Annotated in this window: 14 protein-coding genes and 1 tRNA gene; 4 read left to right on the top strand and 11 right to left on the bottom strand. The window is 71.5% G+C overall.

Translation table 11 applies throughout. The features are described 5' to 3' along the window. Window positions 1-78: 78 nt before the first annotated feature. Window positions 79-462 carry a hypothetical protein gene (locus CRP29_RS05105; RefSeq protein ID WP_097193889.1) on the top strand — a complete coding sequence of 128 codons (384 nt, stop codon included), beginning with the start codon at window positions 79-81 and terminating at the stop codon, window positions 460-462. Window positions 463-533: 71 nt separating this feature from the next. On the opposite strand, the gene CRP29_RS22610 is transcribed toward CRP29_RS05105, so the two are convergent. The 6 genes from CRP29_RS22610 to CRP29_RS05080 all read right to left on the bottom strand — a co-directional run bounded on the left by CRP29_RS22610 (window position 534) and on the right by CRP29_RS05080 (window position 5,695). Next, on the bottom strand, window positions 534-692 hold the full coding sequence (locus CRP29_RS22610; protein ID WP_176522827.1) for a hypothetical protein: 159 nt from the start codon (window positions 690-692) through the stop codon (window positions 534-536). Window positions 693-1,030: 338 nt separating this feature from the next. Next, window positions 1,031-2,488: a site-specific integrase gene (locus CRP29_RS05100; RefSeq protein ID WP_097193888.1), complete on the bottom strand. Its 1,458-nt coding sequence runs from the start codon at window positions 2,486-2,488 to the stop codon at window positions 1,031-1,033. Further along, a complete protein-coding gene (locus CRP29_RS05095; RefSeq protein WP_141437060.1) occupies window positions 2,485-3,921 on the bottom strand; it encodes a site-specific integrase in 1,437 nt (478 codons plus the stop codon). The genes CRP29_RS05100 and CRP29_RS05095 overlap by 4 nt, the downstream gene beginning before the upstream one ends. A 44-nt stretch (window positions 3,922-3,965) precedes the next feature. Then, the gene (locus CRP29_RS05090) at window positions 3,966-4,316 is read right to left on the bottom strand and encodes a hypothetical protein (protein ID WP_141437059.1); all 351 of its coding nucleotides are present in this window, start codon (window positions 4,314-4,316) and stop codon (window positions 3,966-3,968) included. Window positions 4,317-4,899: 583 nt separating this feature from the next. Beyond that, entirely contained in the window at window positions 4,900-5,097 is a 198-nt protein-coding gene (locus tag CRP29_RS05085) for a hypothetical protein (protein ID WP_141437058.1), read from the bottom strand. A gap of 46 nt (window positions 5,098-5,143) precedes the next feature. Continuing rightward, window positions 5,144-5,695, bottom strand: coding sequence for a MarR family transcriptional regulator (locus CRP29_RS05080; RefSeq protein ID WP_176522826.1), 552 nt, complete (start codon window positions 5,693-5,695; stop codon window positions 5,144-5,146). A gap of 845 nt (window positions 5,696-6,540) precedes the next feature. Here CRP29_RS05080 and CRP29_RS05075 point away from each other — a divergent pair. Continuing rightward, a complete protein-coding gene (locus CRP29_RS05075; protein ID WP_097193883.1) occupies window positions 6,541-7,065 on the top strand; it encodes a hypothetical protein in 525 nt (174 codons plus the stop codon). A 144-nt stretch (window positions 7,066-7,209) separates the two neighbouring features. Continuing rightward, window positions 7,210-7,842: a DNA N-6-adenine-methyltransferase gene (locus CRP29_RS05070; protein WP_176522825.1), complete on the top strand. Its 633-nt coding sequence runs from the start codon at window positions 7,210-7,212 to the stop codon at window positions 7,840-7,842. Window positions 7,843-7,891: 49 nt separating this feature from the next. Here CRP29_RS05070 and CRP29_RS05065 read toward each other — a convergent pair whose 3' ends face one another. From CRP29_RS05065 to CRP29_RS05045, 5 genes are all read right to left on the bottom strand, one after another. Further along, window positions 7,892-11,221, bottom strand: a complete 3,330-nt coding sequence (locus tag CRP29_RS05065) for a type ISP restriction/modification enzyme (RefSeq protein WP_097193881.1) — start codon at window positions 11,219-11,221, stop codon at window positions 7,892-7,894. Between the two features lie 206 nt (window positions 11,222-11,427). Continuing rightward, a complete protein-coding gene (locus CRP29_RS22395; RefSeq protein WP_141437057.1) occupies window positions 11,428-12,057 on the bottom strand; it encodes a hypothetical protein in 630 nt (209 codons plus the stop codon). 593 nt (window positions 12,058-12,650) lie between these two features. Then, window positions 12,651-13,196 (bottom strand): DUF4365 domain-containing protein, encoded by a 546-nt coding sequence (locus CRP29_RS05055; RefSeq protein ID WP_097193879.1) that lies wholly within the window; start codon window positions 13,194-13,196, stop codon window positions 12,651-12,653. Between the two features lie 506 nt (window positions 13,197-13,702). Further along, window positions 13,703-15,289: a tyrosine-type recombinase/integrase gene (locus CRP29_RS05050; RefSeq protein ID WP_097193878.1), complete on the bottom strand. Its 1,587-nt coding sequence runs from the start codon at window positions 15,287-15,289 to the stop codon at window positions 13,703-13,705. Further along, entirely contained in the window at window positions 15,286-15,543 is a 258-nt protein-coding gene (locus CRP29_RS05045; RefSeq protein WP_217991449.1) for a helix-turn-helix transcriptional regulator, read from the bottom strand. Before CRP29_RS05045 ends, CRP29_RS05050 begins: the two co-directional genes overlap by 4 nt. 196 nt (window positions 15,544-15,739) lie before the next feature. On the opposite strand from CRP29_RS05045, the gene CRP29_RS05040 reads away from it, so the two are divergent. Next, window positions 15,740-15,826: transfer RNA gene (locus CRP29_RS05040), tRNA-Ser, on the top strand. The last annotated feature ends 233 nt before the right edge of the window (window positions 15,827-16,059 follow it).

Genomic DNA, 16,059 nt, shown 5'->3' with positions numbered 1-16,059 from the left:
CGATCACGCACGACCTCGGCAAGATCCGTCCCCGTCGCCCGACGGAGACAAGCACCCGCGACTCGAATGGAGCAGCTAGTGACTGTCGATGAGGACTACCTGTGGGGCGACGCGGAAGTCACCTACCCGGACTGGAAAGGCACCGCGCAGCTCGACGAGCGCATGACGGGCCGGTCGCTGTACGAGCTGGTCGGCCTGGACCAGGACGACTGGATGATCGTCGGCCTGGACCTGGGCGGCGGCGAGCACCGGCACAGCTTGCACGTGGTCGCCGTCCCGGCGGGCACGGACATCCACGGGCAGGGCGAGGTCCGGGCGACGGACTTCCTGATCCACGACGTGGACCCGTACGAGGTGCTCCAGCAGATGACGCACATGTTCGAGCTCCGCCTGCGGCTCCGGGCGCTGGTCGGCCGGGAGATCCGCATCGTCGAGCGGTCCGACGTGCCCGAGCAGGACTAGCTGATCTGCGCTGGGCCCGCCGATCCCACGCCGGCGGGCCCAGCGAGCTCAGGCGGCGGGCGCCGCGGTGGTCAGGCCGGTCGGGGCCTCTTGAAGGTGTAGGAGCCGGCGTGGTCACTGCAGAGCTCCCAGCCTTCCTCTCCCACATGGTTGAATTCCCTCTCCATGACCTCGATGCGGTCGCGGATCTTCATGTTGGGCTCGACGACCTTGTACTCCCAGACAGTCATGCCAACCATGATCGGCGAAGCAGACGGCGGGGAGCCCGCGAGCTTCAGGCCCCGAGCGCCTCGACGGTGAGGCCGTCGTTGATGCTGCAGGCCCGGGTCGACCTGGACCGAGTGCGCACCCAGCTCGACGCCCTCGCAGCCGCGCCCGGGGTGGACCGTGGCTAGCGTCGGGCCCCGCATGACCCGGCGGACGGGGCGGGAGGTAAAGGTCTACGACGTCCGCGTTCCGCGAGCCGGACGGCCGACAGCGCAAGAAGACGTCACCGGAGAAGGGCGACGCCGACCGCTTCGTGACCCGCATGCCCGAGCTGCCCAACGCCACGCATGCCAGCACCGCGTCAGAGCGGGGGGTGGTACTGGCCCGAGTGTGGGTCGACGATCCGCAGGTAGCGGGTGAGCTGCGGCATCGACCGGTGCCCGCTGACATCCCCGATAGCGCGGAAGTCTGCCCCTTCGGCGCGTAGTGCGGTGATCGTGCCCGCCCGCATCGAGCGGGTGCTCACGTCGTCCCGGCCGAGCAGCCCCCGGAGGATCTGCGTTCCGTACCAGTCGTCCAGCGGGCCGCTCGGACCGCGGTTGCCGTGCATCGCCGGAAGGAGCAGGCCGTGCTCGACGAGCCAACAGCGGCGCATGACGAGCAACCACCGGTCGAGGGCACAGGCAGGGCACCACGCCAGGCATCCCGCGCGGCTCTCGGCCTCGTGGTCCACCGGCCTGACGCGGACCAGCTCTTCGACGCCCTCCGGGTTGTTCTTCTCCTGCCGGAACCGCACGTCCCACCCGGTGTCGGTGGCCTCAAGGTCGCGGATTTCCAGATCGGCCAGGCCGGCGTGGCGGCTGGCCGTGGCGGTCCCCAGCAGGCCGTAGGTGAGGTCGCGCAGCTGCCGCACCATGCTCGGGTTCAGGTGGGCGAGCAGCCATCCGGTGTCCGCGTCGCTGAGGCCGGCCCCGCACCCGTCATCCCCGAGAGACGCCGGGTCCAGGCCGGCGCGGACGGCGGCAGCGACGAGCTGGGCGCGGATGCGGGAGACCAGCTGAGGAACCCCGGCCTCGGTCGCCGCCGGCGTCTGCCGCCCGCCGGCGCGACGCAGGCCGAAGCCGAGCAGCCGGGTCGTGCCCGCCGGCAGCAGTTCCAGCAACTCCTCAACGGCGGCCACCGGGTCGAGTGCGCGACCGGACCGGGCCAGCATGACGGTGCGCGCCTCCGATGCCGGCGTGGTGCGGCCGATGCCGCGGTGGGGAGGCACGGTCAGATGTAGCCCGGCGGCGGTCGCCGTGACTGTGTCTAGCTCGATGCCGGCCACTTGGCCCAGCGGTACGTCCAGTGCATGGGTCAACAGGACCGCAACCTCGCCGCGCAGCTCGAGCAGCCGCCCGCCGGGCTGCTCGGAGTGCAGGTCCCGTTCCGCGGCCCGCGCCATCTCCGCTAGGTCGAGGGCGACGACGCGGGGCAGCGTCCGACGCCCCTTCGTGCGCCCGACCGCCGACAGGTAGTCCCGGACCATGCCGCCGGTTGGATCCGCGCCCCCGGCCGCAAGCTGCGCCCGGCGCAGGTCGTCGACGTACACCCCCATCGTCCCGTGCCCCCACAGGTCGAGGTGTGCGTGCAGCCAGCGGGTGATCGCCTCCGCATCGGCCGCGGGCACCTGCGGCTGGAAGTTCGCGACTGCCCACTTGTCGTACCGGGCGGCGGTCTTGGCTGTCCGCCTGCGGGTCCGCTCGCCGATGTGGGCTGCCGCCATCCGGTTGGCGGCGGCTACTTCCGCCGGCCGGGAGGCCGGAATCGCGGTGCTCACGCGGCCGGCTCCTTCCAGCCGAGCACCTCGGCGAGGACCTTCGGGTCGGCCCGGCCGCGCAGCCCGCGGGCGTAGTAGCCCACCATGTCGGGATCACGGTGCCGCGTGACCGTCATGAGGTCGGGGATGGACGCACCGAGCTTGACCGCGGTGACGACGAAGCCGATCCGCAGCGAGTGGCTCGAGTAGCGGCCGGTCAGGCCCGCCGCGGCCGCGCGAGCGCGCACTGTCCTGCTCACCGAGGTGGTCGTCATCGGCCGGTCGAGCCGGGGACGGCCGCCGTGCATCGAGGTGAACACCGGTCCGGAGTCTCGGCCGCGGCGAAGCAGCCATGCATCTAGCGCGGCAACCGGGTTCAGCAGCGGCTCACGTGTCGACATCAGGCTCAACGGAGTGCCGGCCGCGACCTGGTCGCCTTTGGTGCGGCCCAGCCTCGCGGTGTAGCCCAGGGGATCGCGGGTTAGGTCGGCCATCGCCAGGGCCCCGCCCACCTCCCCGCCACGCAGCGCAAGGTGCCAGCCCACCAAGAGGGCGGCGGTGTCGCGCACCCACGTTGTCGTCTCCGGGTCCAGCCGGGCCATCAGCAGCGCCAGGGCGTCGTCGTCGTGCACCGGCAGCGGCGCACGCGCCGGCCAGCGCACGCCGGCCCCGCAGACCGCGGCCTGGACGGCGCGCAGGACCCGTTCGGTCGCCGCAGACTCCGGGTAGGTCAACGGACCGGCTCCCCGGTTCCGGTCGGCGTGCACGACGCCGAACAAGAGCTCAGCCCGGGCCGGCAGGTCGGCGTCCAGGTCACGCAGTACGGCGACCGGACACAGCAGTTCGCCGGCCGGCGCGGTGCACCGGCATGCCAGGGTGACCGGGCCTGTGGGCAGGCGCAGGACTGCCCGGGCGGCGAGGATGGTCAGGGCGGAGCGGGGCAGGGCGGCCACCTCGGTGAGCGTCATGCCGGTGGCGCGAGCGACCAGCACCGCGGCGCGGTCGCGAACGGCGGTGACCGCCGGCAGCGGCGGGCGCAGGGTGACGAGCTTGAGCAGCAGGTCGTCGGTGAGCGGATCCTGCTGGCGGGGGCGGCGAATCCACAGGCAGCGGGCGATGCCACGCATCACTGCACGCACGTAGGGGTCGGCGGTCGGGTCCGACGCCCCGGCGCGGCGGTGAGCCAGCCCTATGCCGCCACGGGCGATGCGGATCGTGCTGCGCGCGTACGGCCTCCGCAGGACACGGCCGTCCACGTCCACCTCCCCTGCGGCCATCCAGGCCAGGTAAGACGCAACGACGACCGGGAGCGCGGGCATCGCAGTCACACCGTTGCCGTGCGCAGCGGCCCACTCCGCCAGCTTGCGCTGCTCCTCGTCGGCCAGGCCCAGGGTCCGTGGCGCGTGGTGGGCCAGATCCAGCAGCGCGCTGATGCCTGCGTCCAGCGCACTCATGTCCTTCACCACTCGTGGCGCCCGTGGTGCGGCCCCACGGCGGGTCACCGGATGCGCCCGTCGAACGGGTCACGATGACCGGCGGCGCGGTGCCGGTCTCCGACGACGACGATGATGTCGAGGAGGGCGTCGGCATCCGGCATGTCGCCTGCGACGTCCGCCGCGAAGGCCTGGGCAGTCTCCGGTGAAGCCGGCAGCGGGGGAACTCCGGCTCGCCAGCACCAGTCGGCCCAGCAGGCCCAGTCGGCGCCGAGCGCATCGTCGCCTCGAGCCTCGTGACCGAGCTGAGCGAGGGCGTCGGCCAGCGTCGGCAGGTCGTTGGTTCTGGTGGCGCGGTGCTTGCCGGCCACGAGTCGGTACCGGGGGACAGGACGGACGGACAGGGGCTCGTTCATGCCGACACCGCTCGGCGCTGCGTCCAAGCCCACAAGGGCTTCCGTCGCATGCTTGGTAGTGCGCCAGCTCCTGGGCGCCAGTTCCGGCCGCCGCCCTTCGGGCAGTCACCGACGAGAGACGCCCCCGATCATCCGGCAGCCGCTGCGGCGCCGACGCCCGCAGCGCCCGTCGACGGGCACGCACCGCCAGGTGCTATCTGGGCCGACTCCGCCAGCGGGATCCGGACTGCACCTGCGCCGCTGCGCTAGCCGCCGCAAAGCGTGCGGCGGCGCGAGCAACGCGCGCAGCGTCGGCGGCGGCCTGGTGAGGCACCTTGCCGGAGAGGTAGCTGCTGGGTGAGGCCAGCCGGGTCCAGGAGGCTCAGCCGCCGAGGCCGACTGCATGCAGCAACGCCAACACCTCACCTCGCTCCGACCGGGGTTCGTTCGCCACGGGTGAACGTCGTAGCCCGCCAGGGGCCGACCTGCGCGAGGTCACCACGGTGAGGACCAGGCGGCAGGGTGCCGCTGTGGCGGCAGCGCAGAAGATCCTCGCCTCCGTAGGTGCCATCACCGCAGGCGTAGGCCTCATGGGGCGCCAGCGTCACAGAAAGTCGTGGAGTTCCTCGGGAACGGCCCGCAGAGCCGCCCAGGTGACAACGGTGAGGGCGAACACCCAGGCTTCCAGCACGGCCCAGTCAGGGCCGTCATGGCGCAACGCAGTGGAGACCGCGGCGAGTACATCGGCCTTTGGCAGCGGCGGCGGGCCGACCGCCGCTGCCGGGAGCGAGCGAGTGTTCATTGCGCTGACCGTGCGGATGTGGGGACGTAGCGCCACCATCCCGGAGTCAGCCGGCACCGTGCGGGGCGGTCCATTCCGGTTCGGCGGTCGTTTGAGCTGCCGGCGTCCACCCGCCGAGCGCGGGCGGGAGGGGTGTGTTGCCCCAGTGCTCCCTGAAGACCGCGGCACGCTGCTTCGCCTTTCCGCGGAAGCACAGGGCGGGGTGGATGAGGATCGTCAGCGGTCGCCCGGGGCCCTCGCGGTGGGTTCGGATCAGGCCGCGGTCCTGCAGCACGCGCAGCGCCTTGCTGACGGTGCTGCGGTCGTTGCCGAGGTCGCGTGCGATGTCTGCCACGTACCGGTCGATCCGGTTCTCGTAGCTGATGCTGGCGATGACCCACCACAGCAGTCGCCAGTGCACCGGGCGCAGCGCCGAGTCCCGCTCGTGCCGGCGTCCTTGGGTGAGCAGCAACGTCTGCATCGGGTGGCAGAAGACCAACGTGAACTGCTCGTAGTGGAGCTGGGCCTTCGGGGTGATGGCGAGGACGACTTCACCGGTGTGCATGTCCCGGAGCTCGCGGGTCGTGCTGCCGCGCTCCCTACTGGTCTTCTTGGCCATCGGGGGAACCCTCTCGTCGGTGGTGTGACGGCGCGGGCGCGCCGGACAGCACCGGTCCGGGGTGGCGATGGGTGCGCAATGAGGTGTGGCCATTCGGTCACGCGTGTGGGGCCAGATGGCCACACTTCGGCGGCATGACACCCCCGCTCAGCTGTGGGTTTGCGGTCGCCCCTTCTACGCTCTGTTGTAGGCGTGCTGACGCGGCGGCGCTGCGCGCCGCTCGCCGCCTACGGCGGCGCCAAGGAAGGCGTGGAGCAGCTGGCCCGGGGCCGGCCCGGTGTGGCAGGCCTCCGAGCGTGACCGTGCGGTGATCGGTTGACGGGTCGATGGCGGGCGTGCCGATCGCAGCCGACGGGAGGGCGAGCGGAACGCCGAGAGACCCATCTCGTCCGCGCTGTCGCTGTGAGAGGAGCGCGCACCTGGTCGGGGCTCAGTTTCGGCGCAGCCGCCGGCCGAGCAGCCCGGCGGACCACCCGACGGGCCGGCCGCACAGTCCTCCACCGTCCTGGTCACTACCCGGCGGCGGCCTGCCCCCGACGCCGGCCGTGGCCGCTCGTTCCGGAGACGACGGATGCCGCGACGGCCCCGCTGTCCGTCGGCGCCCGCGTCCACACCGGCGCGCTCTCGATCGGACGCGACGCTGGTGAGTGACCAGCGCGACGAGGTCGGCACTGTCCGTCCGGTGGAGGCCGGAAGCTGCCGACGACGGGGAGCCAGCGGGCGCGACCGCGTAGGCCGTAGGCCCTACATCGAAATCGCCCGATCTCCCGGCGCGAGCGGGTCCTCGCTCCACGCACGCTGTTCTCAGGCCGCGCAAGCGGCAACCCCAACAGAAGGACGAGACCGTGAACGACTTCCTGCCCCGCGTCGCCCGCCTGCACCCGACCGCCGACATCCCTGCGACGTCCCCCACCGAGGAGACGCAGGTGCGGGTGTACGACGCGCTGTGCGCCATCAGCTCCGAGCCCAGCCGCGCTCTGGAGCTCCGCGAGGCGCTGATCGACGACATCGTGGCCGGGCCGGCGGAGTGCCTGCCACAGGCCCTCACTGAGCTGCACGCACTGGCGGCGTTCCTGATCAACCACGAGGTGGCACTCCACGGCTTCTGCGACACGGGCGTGGAGAGCACCACGATGTGGAACGAGCTGTCGTCCCTGATGTCCAACCCGTACCGCTACGCGGCCGGACAGTGCGACCACGTCGGTCCCACGCTGGAGCACCTGCGGGCGGTCGCGGGCCTGGTGATGGTGATGGTGATGGCCTGGCCCGCCGAGGTGGACGGCTGCCCCGTCTGCTGCTTCGTGGTCGAGGAACACGGCCCCGAGGACTTCGTCATGCCGCCGCACCCGTCGGCCGTGCAGTCGGCCTGACGGCCCGCCGGACCGAAGGTCGCGTGTTACTGCGGTGTCCGTTGCCGGCCCCGGGGCTGCCACATGGCGGCCCCGGGGCCGGCCGCGTTCGGCCGCCTGATCACGGGCCGGTCACGGCACGTTCCGGACGGGCGTGTTTCGTCGATGCTGCGCGTCGACGAAACGCAGACTGCGGACATGGGGCGGCGGCGAGTGTGCGCGGGGTGTCGGATGCCGCTGGAGCACGCGGGAACGGGCCGCCCGCGGGAGTACTGCGGGCAGCGGTGCCGACAGGCGGTGTGGGCGCGGCGCAGCCGTGCCGAGCAGCGGCGCCAGGCGGTTGCCGACCGGTCGCAGTGGTGGACTCCGTCGACGTTGCGCAAGCGCGTGCTCGACACCTGGAACATCGGCTTGGATGCCGCAGCCTGCGCCGAGAGTGCCTTGGTCGACAACTGGCTGGGACCCACCCACTCGGATCCTGCCCGCAGGGACGCCCGCACCGTCGTCTGGGCGGACCTCGTTGAGGGTGAGCAGGTCGTGTACTGCAACGCCCCGTACTACCCGGCATCACTGCTGGGGCAGTTCCTGGAGCTCTGTGTTGACACCGCTCGCCGCGGAGTCGGGACGACCGGGCTGATCCCGGCTTCGCCGTGCACCGGATGGTGGGTCCGGTGGGTGGCCGACGCAGGAGCGGAGGTGGAGTTCTTGCGGGGAAGGCTCAGCTACGACGGACCATTCAGCTCAGGAGGCGTGGCGCCGTTCGGGGCAGCGCTGGTGCACTGGCCCGCCCGCGGATGACGCGCTCGCCGCTCCTCTCGCTGCTGCCGGACCATTGCGGCAGCCGAGCTCATGCCTCCGGCATGAGGATCTGCTCCGGCGTTGTCGATGCCGCCGTGGGGCGCGGCAGGTTGCGCCGGTCGGACGGCACCGGGAGGACGCCGGCATCGGTCAAGTCGGCCACGGTGATGCTTGCGCCGCTCATGACGCGCTCGAGGAGCTCTGCTTGCTCGGGCTCTGCCTGCGTCACGAGGGTGAGGACCTCAAGCAGCTGGAGCAGGTCGGAGGTGTACGCCGCAGGCCAGGAGGTCGGTCTGATGTCGTCGAGCGGGGACTGTTCGCCGCGCGTCCTGGGCCTCGTCGCACGCCGGTAGCCGAACCACTTCCGGAGGACGTTCATCCCCGACACCTCGTAGGCCCAGACTTCCGGGGCGACCGGTCCGATCCGGCCCTCACCAACGGACAGGACACGCGTGGCAGGGTCGTAGCCGAGCTCGTCCGGCATCCCATCGGGCGAGTCCGGGACGGCGGTGAGCACCTTCGGCCGGGCCGACTCGTCGGCGATCCGCGGAAGCCCGGCGGGACGGCCGGCCGAAGGATCCGCCATTCGTTCTCCGCGGGTGTGTAGCCACAGGATCCTCCGGCCGAGGGTGACGGCGGCGGACCACACGTCAGGGTCTGCGGTCAGCGGAACACGGATGCCCGGGGTGCGCAGATCCTCGGCGAATCGGGCGGCGAACCCGGGATGAGCGGTCACCGCGGCGACGTAGGCGATCAAGTCCTCCGGGCCGACCTCCACGTCGAGGTGCTCGGCGAGCAGGTCGAGCAGGCCGGGTGCGACGTTCGGTCGGCTGCGGTCGGCGGAGGCGTGCAGCGGGAGGACGCGACCACCCCCGCTGCCCTTGAAGTGGTGCATGTCCGGAGTGTGGGCCGCGAACGTGAGCGCCGGACCTGGCCGGATTGCCTCAGAGTGCAGCTCTGTGACGTACAGCTGGTGCTCACCACGGACCCGCCACAGGTCTGTTCGGGGCGTCGACAGCACGCGGTCGTCCGGGATGACGTACTGGAGGTCGAAGGACCGGTAGGCGACCTGCACCGGCGGCAGGCACGGGCCGCTCTCGTTGGCGACAGGACCAGCGGGGTGCTCGAATCCGGGCAGTCCCGGTTTGCTCCGCGTCAGGCTGGCATCCCGAGACTCTCGGAACAGGTCGGGCTTCTCGTCGTCCGGTGCGGTGACCAGGGTGCGCCAGCGTTGGATGAGCGTGTTCGGCAGGGGTGCGTACACCCAGGTCCGGTTCGGCTTGACGCCCGGGCTCTGCCACGGGAAGAGGTCCTCCAGTGCGGGACTGGCTGCCCACTCGTCGCCGCCGGCCGGCAGGAACGGGGCGGTCCATCCGGTGGGGCAGTCCTCCCAACCGTCGGGCTCGTCGACGCTGATCGCCTTGAGCGCGTCGAACTTCTCCGACTGCCGGCCGTGTAGCGCCCGGTAGTGCACCGGGGCAGGCACCTCGGGGTCGTTGTCGCTGCGACGGACGAAGAGGCCGATCGCGACGGGTTGCTGCACGCCCCCGAAGATGCGGGTGTTCACGTCGGGCTGGTGGCCCTCCGGTGTGCCGTCGATGATCCAGCCCTCGGAGGCGTGAGCGCGCAGGTAGCGCCGCATGCCGGCGAACCCGGGTCCCTTGAGGTACCCGGACGTGGTGATGAAGCAGATGACCCCGTCGCCGCTGTCGGGGTGGGCGTCGAACACCTTCCACGTCGCCCAGCGCCAGAAGTAGACGTACAGGTTGCTGAGGACGTACTCGGCCAAGCCGTTGCCGGGTTCGCGAAAGGCGGCCAGCGGTGGGGTTGCCCACTGCGCGGTGTTCGGAGCGCCGTCCTCGATGAAGCCGCCCTGGCCCTTCGCCCGCTCCCGGTACGGGGGGTTGCCCAGCACCACGACGACGGGCTCCTCGGCCTTCATCTTGTTGGCGTAGCGGCGGGAGATCGCGATCGGGTCGAGGGTCGCGGCGAGCCGGGCCTGCTCGGCGAAGGGGTTGTCCAGGGTGTCGGCGACGTAGAGGCGCACGCCGCCGGCCGGCGCCACCGCACCGTGCCGGTGCAGAGCTTCGGCGACGCGGAGCTCGGCGACGGCGAACGGCCCGGCCTGCTTTTCCACCCCGACGATTCGGGCGGCGGCGTCCTTCAGCTGTGCGGGTACTGCGCCGGGGCCCTGCTCGGAGCGGGCGTTGTCGGCGACGGTCTCCAGCACGTCGAGGACGTATGCGCCGGTGCCCATCGCCGGATCGACGATGGTGACGGTCGGGTCGGCCAGCCCGGCCGAACGGCCGAGGCGGGTGCGCAGCACCTCGTCGGTGAGGCGGGTCATGCCGGAGACCACGGCCGCGGGGGTGTAGTAGGAGCCGGTCAGCCTGCGCAGCGCAGGGTCGTACTCGGCCAGGAAGTGCTCGTACAGGTGCAGGTAGGGGTCGGCTCGGTGGTGGGCGAACCGCCCGAAGTCCACCACGGCGATGACCCGAACCAGCGTGTCCAGGGTGACGGTCAGGACGCCGATCGTCTCGTCGGTGAGCACAGACAGCGCCTTGCCCAACAGCGAGTGCGTCCGACCGAGCTCTCGGGCGATGGCGTCGACGGACTTGCCAGCGAACTCGATGTCCTCGGTTCGGGCCAGCAGCAGGGCGAACGTGACCGCCTGCGCGTACTGGTCAGCGAAAGCGGCGTCGTCGGCGTCGGGGAACAGCAGCGCGCGCCAGTCTGTGGCGACCCGGCTGAATGGGCCGTCGCCGACGCGCTGCTCACGGGTCAGGGTGTCGGTGACCTCTTCGCGCAGCAGCCTGGTGAGCGGAGCGACGGAGTTGACGAGCTGAGAGATCGAGCGCGGGGCCACCGGCTGCCACAGCAGGAACTCCGACAGCAGCCGGGCCAAGCCCTCGTCCGACGCGGTAAGCGCGGCGCCTGCGGTGTGGATGTCACCGGTGAGCGTCGCGATCTCGCCGATGCGTTCGCCGGTGCGGTACAGCGCCCACTGCTGTCCGTCGGTGTAGAGCACGTTGGGTAGCGCCCTGAGCTTGGCCCACTGGATCCCGTCGTGGCTGCCGGCCGGCCACCGCGTCGGGTCGGCTCCCCGCCCGGGGCGCTTGACCTCTACGTAGCCGGTGATCGCGTCGTTGACCAGGGTGGCGTAGTCCGGGCGGACGCGCAGGTCAGCCAGCGACGCCTCGCCCACCGCGGAGAAGCGCACGCCGAGTGCAGCGGCCGCCGTGTCCAGCAGGTTCTCGAGCGGCCCTCGGATCTGGTCTTCGGGCTCGCCTGCTCCGCTCGCCAGCCGGGGGGCGACAGCGGCGCCGAAGGTGGAGACCGCGGCGGCGACATCGGCAGCCAGCCGACCAGGGACCGTCATGCGCGCTTGACTGCGTGGCGCACCGGGACGCCGCGCACCGCGGCGGCCGCCGGGGCAGGCGCCGGTGGGCGGCTGAGAGGCATTCCGGGACTGTACCGATCAGGTCACGGGCTGTACCGGACCTCCGACGATGGCCCCGCGCGTCCGGTCAGCCGGGGATGACCAGTTCTCGCCTGTGGTGCGACTGGTCCCGAGCTCCCGGCTCGTTATCCGTCGGTGTCAGAAGCCGTCGGTGGCGGAGCCGCTGTCGGCAGGTACGTCTCGTCCAGAGGTTGCACCCGCCGCGGTTCGTCGATCATCAGCGGCCGGCCCGGGATCCGGCGGACCCGGCCCTCGCAGACGACCGAGCGGCCGTCGCGCGCCCAGTCGAAGGTCTCCAGCAGTTGGCCAGCGCGGAGTCGTACTCGCACCTCCGTCTGCCGCCCACGGCGGACCGTCTGGACCGAGATCTCGCCAAACGGGTTGTCCGGCTCGTGCCGTACTTCCACGATCGGCCCGGTGACGATCTCGTCCGGGCTGTACGAGGACGCCTTGAGCTGCTGCGCCGCCTTTTCCAGCCGCGGTGCGGCAGCCGCCGGCAGCCGCACGCTGCTCGGGATCCCCGCGGGTGCCATGACGCCGCCCGCCCACGAGAAGGCCGCCTCGAACTCCGCCACCGCCTCGTCCGTGAGCACCCGGTGCAAGGCCATGACCATCTCCCGGCTGGCGCCGGCGACGACGGCAGCTTGCAGGTCCCCGCCGGACGGCGTCCGCTCGGGGGCGACGATCACCCGGTCGACAGCGGCGAGGGCTTGCGCGAACGTCCGCATCACGCGCCGCTCGGGGGGCTCATGCACCAACCGTTGCAGCTCGAGGCCAGGAACCGCGGGCCGTTCCGCAGCCTCCGCTTCGGGAGGGGTGAGGGGCATGAGTACGGGGATGACGTAGGACCCCTCCTGCGTGTGACCCAGCCGCGCCTGCTCCACGATTTCGTCTGCCTGCCGGGAGAAGCTGCCGGCGATGTGCCCCCGAGGGCGCACCGCGGTCGTTGCAGAAGCGCGCAGCATGGACCAGGCGGAGCTGACGAGGCTCACCCCGGCCTCCAGCGGGATGGACCCCCGGATCACGATGTCGTTCGCAGCTCGCAGGTGGGTGACATCCGTGAGGTGGAACTCGACGCTGGTCGCGATCTCATGTGATGGACGCTGTTCGAACCGAGCGAGGCGCTCGAGGACGCCACGCCACTCCATCGCCGTCGGGGTCAGGTCATGAGGTACGGCGATGGCGGCGCCGCGACCGTGACGCCACAGTGCGCCGGCCGGGCCGGGCGGATCTGCTGTCCAGCCGTTCCTCTGCAGGTACAGCTGCAGTAGATGACCAGCGGCGGCGTCAAGAAAGGCGCCACTTCCCATGGCGGGGCCAGGCACCAGGGCCCGCCACTTCTGGTCTGTCACGACGCGCCTCCGCCGCTGAAGGACGCGAGCAGGTCGCGCCGCCAGATGTCCAGGGTGTCGGCGGTCAGCCGCTGGGTCTTCGGGACGTCGAGTCGCGTCTCACCCACTGCGGGCGGGAGCCGCCGCCAGAAGGCGGCCGCGCGGTGAGATGTGCCCTTTGCGTGGTGGTCGAGCCAGCAGGAGATGTCACTGCCGACGATGACCAGCACGAAGTAGACGGGTACGAGGTGGTGCGACCACGCGCGGACCCAGCCCTCTTCGAGCGGCCAGCTTGCGCTCCGCCCGGCGATCGTGAACTGGCTCGTGCACTTCACCTGAACGCGCACCGGGGCCTCGGCGAACTCGACCGAGCAGTCGACGGCGAGGACATCTTCGTCGGCTGGTGTCTCGTTCATGCCGACTCCCGCCTGCGCGCACACGTTCCGCAGGTACGCGACGCCGTATCGCGCCTTGCGTGCGCTCGGGAGCAGAGTTGCGGTCGGCACCGACAGTTCCAGCGGCTGCCTCAAGGCGTCATCGCCGACCGTCCGGTCGGCCGTCACCGGACGACGCCGGGGGCGGGGGACGTCAGGTCTGCACCCATCACCGCCGCCTCACCCCCCCATGCGCGTCCGCGGACGAGGTCAGCTTGCCACTCGGATGATCGGCTTGCGGTCGGCTTCGCGGACCAGGATCGAACCGCAATGTCCGGGTCCGGCTCTGCGTAGCCCCTCTTAGCGCGGTCGGCGGGTAGGACCGCCCTCTGGGTCGACGACGCACGGTGGCCCCGGGCCTCGTCGCGAGGACGAGGCCCGGGGCCGGCACCCTTGCGGGTGCGGCGGCCGGGTGGGAACGCCACCCCGCCGCAGCCTGTGGTCAGCACAGTCACCCGTCGACTGACATCTGGTGCGCTGACATGGAGGTGTTCGGCTGATTTCCCGAGGGGCCTGAGTGCCCCCGGTGGACATCACCAGAACGAGGCAGGCAACAGCCCGCGAGACGGTGACGGGGCTAGAACCCACGACGGCCCGCTCTTCTCGACAGGAGCGGGCCGTCGTCCCGTGGGTACTCAGCTGGCCAGCGGCTGCAGGGCCGCCGCGCGGTGGTTGGCGCGGTAGGTCTCCATGCGCTGGTTTCCGATGGCGCGGTCGGCGTCGATGACCGAGGCGTAGACCTTGAGGAGGACCGGCACGTCGTGGCCCATTCGGTCCGCTACGTCCTTCGGTGGCACCCCGGCGTTCAGCGCGTGACTCGCGGCGGTGTGCCTGAGCAGGTAGGCGGTCATCGTCCGAAGCGGGTGATCCTCCCGCGCGATGAAGTGCGGGCTGTCCGCAGTGGCGAACGTAGCGTCGCGGGCCGCGGCGATGGCCCGGCCGAGCCCGGTCGGGTTGACGGGGCCTCCGCGGGCGGCACGGAACAGGCGCCCCTCCCCGTCGGAGCCGAAGGCCTTCTTGTGCGCGCGGAGGTCATCGACGGTTTCCGGGGACAGCGGCACGAGCCGCGTAGTCGGCTTGTCCGCGCGGTCCGACCACTTCGGAGGGTTCTCGTCGTAGGCGAGCGTCTCCTCCTTCGTCCACCTCGTGCCCGCGGCAACCACCGCGTGCTGGAGCTCCACCTCGCCCCAGCCCTGCTTCGGGAGGGTCAGCCACGAGTCGCGCACCGCGACCGCCTCGGAGGGGCGGAGTCCCTCACGGACCATCAGCGCGGCGAGCGCTCGGTACGGGTCATCGACGTGGTCAAGGAACGCCTCGGCCATGACCGGGTCCATCGCGATGCGCCGGTCGATGGTGCGCACCGTCGCCGAGGCGTAGGTGCGGAGGCTGAGGTGGTCCATCGGGTTGGCGGGTAGCAGGTCGGCGACGACGGCGTCCACGAGCGCCTTGTGGAACACGTTGCGGAGCCGGTTGCGGGTGGTCGACGCGGAGAAGGTGCCGTCGAGCTTGAACGTGTACGCGGTCAGCACCGCCTTCGCGTCTGCCTGCGTGGTGGAGGCGACCGGACGGCTGTGCTCGGTCAGCCACTCGCCGGCGGTGAGCACCTCCGCGCGGGGCAGGTACACGTCGCGGCGGGGGGTGCCGAAGCCGCGACGGGCGAAGACCTGGTCGGGCAGCTGAGCCAGCCGCTCGGCGCGCAGCCGCGCACGCTCGGCGTCACGAGGGGTCGGCGGCAGCGCGGGGTCGACGAAGACGGGGTCGCCCACGACCTCGAGGTAAGCCTTCAGCGCGTCCCGGCCAGGGTGGTCCGGGACGTCATCGACCAGCGTCCACACCGCGACCTTCAGCGCCTCGTGCCGGCTCTTCTTCGTCTTCCCCTTGTCACCAGCCGCGGCCATGTCGTCGATGTGCTGGCAGACCCAGGCCAGCCAGGTCATCGGCTGGTCGGCCGGCTCGGGCGCGGACGGCTGTCCCCAGTTGGTCGGGGCGAAGCTGCCGGTGTCGAAGTCCTCGCCGAGGCCGACGGCTGCGGTCAGCCTGGCGTAGTAGGCCTTCGCCGCGGTCTTGGTGGGGAACGACTCCTTGCGCTCACCGGGCAGCCCGGCCAGGCGCACGATGACCTTCTCCGGCTTGCTGTCGGACGGCACGGTGCGCCGGTACAGCTTGACCCGGCTGCAGGGGACGAGCACGCCGGTCGGGGACCAGTCGCGCCGCCGGCTCACGCCGCCACCGCCGCGCCGCCGTCGTAGTCCGAGTTCTCGCCGGGCAGGTTCGCCAACCAGGCGTCGTACCAGTCCCCGCGGATGCGCCAGGTGCGGTTCGGCAGCAGCTTCATCCGCGGGCCGACACCGCGCTTGCGCCACTTGTCGAACGAGCCGCGGTCGATGCCGAGGTCGTTGAGGACGTCGGCGATGGTCAGCCACACGAGGTGACGGGGCTTGTGGAGGGGCGCTGCGGCGCCCTTGCTGTTGCTCATGCGGCGGACCGTGTGGACGTCAGCGAGCACGGCAGTCGGGTCCTGAAACCGCTCCCTCGGACTGGGGAACAGCACACGGACGGTGGCGAACCGTGGCGCATCGTTTCCGGTCCGTGGCTGTCCCGTGGCTGGCGCGGGTAGCGTCAACATCCCAAGCTCCTGTCCTGCGCGCGTTAGCGCAGGTCAGAAGCTCGGAGGAGGGCTCGCCTAGTGGCCGATGGCGGCGGTCTTGAAAACCGCTATGGGGTAACACCCATCGTGGGTTCGAATCCCACGCCCTCCGCTCCAGCTCCCAGCCCCGGCCGACGGTGTGCGCTGATGCGCAGTTCCGGCCGGGAGAACTGCGCATCAGCGCACGCTGTCTCCCGGTGCGATGTCCGACACGCCATGCGCGGGACGCCGTCCCAGGTCACCGCGGCCCGGAACGGCCTTTTCACGCTGGTCAGGGGGCTGTTTGTCGACAAGACGCCGGGTGGGGAGGGGGGTCACCAGCCCTCTCCGGGGGCTCCCGCAACG

The organism is Blastococcus aggregatus, assembly GCF_900221005.1.
GTDB lineage: Bacteria > Actinomycetota > Actinomycetes > Mycobacteriales > Geodermatophilaceae > Blastococcus > Blastococcus aggregatus.
Note: the sequence above shows the minus strand (reverse complement) of the source record. Positions and strands in the feature narration are given on the sequence as shown.

What these genes read in the sequence shown, in the direction of transcription:
- CRP29_RS05070 (WP_176522825.1), top strand. Translation starts at nt 7,210, where the DNA reads ATGCTGCGCGTCGACGAAACGCAGACTGCGGACATGGGGCGGCGGCGA.
- CRP29_RS05080 (WP_176522826.1), bottom strand. Translation starts at nt 5,695, where the DNA reads ATGGCCAAGAAGACCAGTAGGGAGCGCGGCAGCACGACCCGCGAGCTC.
- CRP29_RS22610 (WP_176522827.1), bottom strand. Translation starts at nt 692, where the DNA reads ATGACTGTCTGGGAGTACAAGGTCGTCGAGCCCAACATGAAGATCCGC.
- CRP29_RS05095 (WP_141437060.1), bottom strand. Translation starts at nt 3,921, where the DNA reads ATGAGTGCGCTGGACGCAGGCATCAGCGCGCTGCTGGATCTGGCCCAC.
- CRP29_RS05045 (WP_217991449.1), bottom strand. Translation starts at nt 15,543, where the DNA reads ATGAGCAACAGCAAGGGCGCCGCAGCGCCCCTCCACAAGCCCCGTCAC.
- CRP29_RS05090 (WP_141437059.1), bottom strand. Translation starts at nt 4,316, where the DNA reads ATGAACGAGCCCCTGTCCGTCCGTCCTGTCCCCCGGTACCGACTCGTG.
- CRP29_RS05085 (WP_141437058.1), bottom strand. Translation starts at nt 5,097, where the DNA reads ATGAACACTCGCTCGCTCCCGGCAGCGGCGGTCGGCCCGCCGCCGCTG.
- CRP29_RS05065 (WP_097193881.1), bottom strand. Translation starts at nt 11,221, where the DNA reads ATGACGGTCCCTGGTCGGCTGGCTGCCGATGTCGCCGCCGCGGTCTCC.